The sequence below is a fragment of the Borrelia crocidurae genome (assembly GCF_000825665.2).
In the GTDB taxonomy this organism is placed as follows: Bacteria; Spirochaetota; Spirochaetia; order Borreliales; family Borreliaceae; genus Borrelia; species Borrelia duttonii.
The window spans coordinates 673,655-677,373 of record NZ_LN609267.1 but is presented as its reverse complement, the minus strand read 5'-3'; the positions used below and the strand labels follow the sequence as shown (position 1 = coordinate 677,373).

2 protein-coding genes are annotated in these 3,719 nt (G+C 24.0%); both read left to right on the top strand.

What is annotated here, in order from left to right; translation table 11 throughout:
* On the top strand, positions 1-1,146 hold a 1,146-nt coding region (locus BN1173_RS03260; protein ID WP_040236587.1), incomplete at its 5' end, for a nicotinate phosphoribosyltransferase.
* Positions 1,147-1,150: 4 nt separating this feature from the next.
* Positions 1,151-3,719 (top strand): PD-(D/E)XK nuclease family protein (locus tag BN1173_RS03255; RefSeq protein WP_040236585.1); only part of this gene is annotated, 2,569 nt, incomplete at its 3' end.

The window sequence follows — 3,719 nt, the reverse complement described above, 5'->3', positions numbered from 1 at the left end:
GTTTTTCCTCATGAACCCATACTAATAATTGAAGGAAACTTAATTGAACTTTTACTAATAGAAGGACTAGTATTAAACACAATAAACTTTGAAAGCTTAATTGCAACAAAAACGGCAAGAATTAAAGAAGCTGGTGCTCAAAATCTAGCAGAACTTGGACTTAGAAGAGCACAAGGAATTAATGGCGCACTCTCAGCAAGCAAAGCTGCTTATATAGGAGGTGCTAATTTTACAAGTAATGTGCTTGCAGGATATAAATATAATATTCCTATAATTGGCACAATGGCTCATAGTTGGGTAATGAGTTTCCCAAACGAAGAAGAAGCTTTTTGGGAATATGCAAAAACATATCCAAATAATGTCAATTTATTAATTGATACCTATGACACTCTAAAAAGCGGACTTAAGAACGCAATAAAAATTTTTAAACAATTACAAAACCAAGGGAAAAAAAATTTTTCTGTTAGAATTGACAGTAAAGATCTTGAATATTTAAAAGAGAACTTTGACATAAAATTGAATGATAATGAACTATTTGATGTAAAGATTATAATATCAAATGAACTTGACGAAGAAATTATTATGTATCTAAATTCAATTCATGCTCCCATTGACTGTTGGGGAGTTGGAACAAATTTGGTTACAGCAAAAGGAGAATCTAATCTTTCGGGAGTATATAAAATGATATCTATTCAACAAAATGGCAAATTTATCCCCAAAATGAAAATATCAAATAACATTGATAAAGCAACACTACCTTCTCAAAAAGGAGTTGTTAGAATATATTCAAACAACCAAATGATTTTTGACCTAATTTTTTTAAAAGAAGAAGAAGAAGAGATAAAAAAAATTTTAAATTTAAAAAAACAATTTACAATCTTTCATCCTACACAAGATAATACTTTTAAAGAAATAAAAACTTACGATAGTTTCGAATTTTTAATACATACAATTTTTGAAAACGGCAATATCCTCCAACCCGACGAATTAAAATTAGAAAATATAAGGGTAAATGTTCAAAATGATCTTAAAAAAATTGATCATACCTATAAAAGACTCATAAACCCACATATATACAAAGTAAGTATTACTGAAAAATTAAAAAATTTAAAAAACACACTTGCTAAAGCAAATAATATAATATAATTCCATGTACAAGATATATAAAACAAACAAAATAAGTAATATTTACAATAAAGTTAACGAGCTAATTCGAAATGACAATTTATTTAAAAAAGAAACTATTATCCTTGTCAAAAATAACATTTTAAGTGATGAAATCAAAAAATATCTAGCAACCATAAATGGGATTTCATATAATCTCAATATCAAACACAACACTATTAAAACGATATATAATATTTCAATAGAAAATCCAAATATAAAAAAATTTTTAGAAAACAATACTTTGCTTTTTTATACAGAAACAGAAACATTAGTTTTATACTATATATTAAAAGATAATCAAACACAAAACACCTCACAATTTCAATCAACAAAAAACAGATATGCATTTGCATCAAAAATGATTAACCTATTTCACAAATACTACTCTAAATTTTCATATCTAATTGATACTTGGAGATCAAATAACTTTTTATTTGAAGATAAAAATAAACATTACTATGAGTCAATACAAAAAGAAATATTTGAAAAACTATTTGTAAATCAAATCAATATTCTTGATTTACAAGAAAAAATCGAAAAAGAAATAACAAATACCAAACAAGATATTGAAACAAAAAGAATAATAATAATTGGAGAGAGTAGAGAAATTGACAGGAAAATTCTTCACTCTCTGCAACAAATTTTCAACATCACAATATATGAATTAGTATTCGAAGATATAACACAAATTCACTCTAATCTTATAAATGAACTAATACCAATAAAAATCACCAAATTGCAACCAAACATACAACTCACAAAAGAAATTGATATTCAATCATTTAACGAAATAAACTTCTTATCAAGTTTAAAAAATAATATTATTAAAGATACACCTCTATCAAATTTGGACGATAGTTTTAAAATCATACAAGCAAAAACAAAAAAACGAGAAGTAGAAATTTTAATAAATAACATCCTACATTCAACACAAAATAACAATATTAACATAAATGATATAGTGATAACCTATCTTGCAAAAGATATGGACATGTATTTACCATATATCGAAGAACTTTTAAGTAAATACGAACTTGCTTTTACTATTCTAGATTCTCAAGATATCTTAAAGAGCAAAAGCATAATAGCATTAAAACAATTAATGAAATTATTCATTTCAAATAGAGGAACTATTAGTAATTTTAACAGAAAAGAAATAATTGAATTTTTAAGTAACATAAAAGTAATGAATAAATTTAATATTTCAACAAATGAATTAGAATATCTAATTAAATTTAGTGATGCTATGAATATAAATTTTGGCATGAACAAGACACATAAAGAAAAATTATCCTATGACCAAAATTTTTTAAACTCATGGGAAGATGGATTTAATAGATTTTTAATGTCTTTAATCTTTAATGATAAATATGAATGCAACAATTGTAATGAAAATATAAACTTTCAAGATCCAGAATCAATAATAAAATTAATAAGCATAATAAGAAGCCTATATGAAGATATCATGTATTTTAAAGACCAAAAATACACAATACATGAATGGGCAGAAATAATAGATATATTTATAGACAAATATATTAAGCTTGATGACGAAAATAGAATTGATGCATATATAAGTACAAAAATACAATACCTAAAAACTTTTTCAAAAGATGCTAATGAAAATCTTTATAAAGATTACATAATAAAAATCAAAGAAAAAAAAGTTGATTTTTCACTATTTAAAGCAATCTTTGAAGACACCATAACACAAAAAACACATCAATTAAATAATAAAAGTACAGGTATACTTGTAGCAAGCTGTGATAAAATTGAATATCTACAAAAATCCGAAATTCATTTTTTAGGAACTCACGAATTAGACTCAAATATTTATTTTGATAATATGGATTTATTAAATGAATACTATGATTATATAAATCTGGAACAAGAAAATATTTCAAACCTAATTAAAATAATTTTTGCAGCATCACAAAAATTGTATCTTTATTACTCACAAAGCCAATATCTAAATCCAGATATCAATAATCCTAAAATAATAAACAAAATAATAAATCACATCAAAGATACAGGATTAGATATAAAAATCGAAACACACCCAAATGAAAATTATGATCCTGAATATTTTAAATATAACAAAGCCAATTACCTAATTAACTATGACACAGAAGCTTTTAACATTGCAAAATCACTACAAAAAGGTCAATCTTCAAATTTCAAACAAAAAAGACTTGCATTAAATAAACAAATTACACTTGATATAGAAAATATCAATAAAGCCATAACCAATCCATACAAATATTTTTATGAAGAAATACTAAATGTACAAATTAAAGATACAAGTTATATTAATGATATTAAAGAGAAACAAGAAGAACAAATCATTGATATTGATAATTTCAACTATAAACTAATGAGTATAATATCAATACATGAATATATCAAAAATAACACTAACGAACACATATTAGAAAGAATAAATAATATAATCGAAAACCAAATTCAAAGAGGAATAATTCCCATAAACATTAAAAAAACAAAAATAAAAGAAGAATTCATAACAAAATTATTGCAAATCAAAAATAATATTG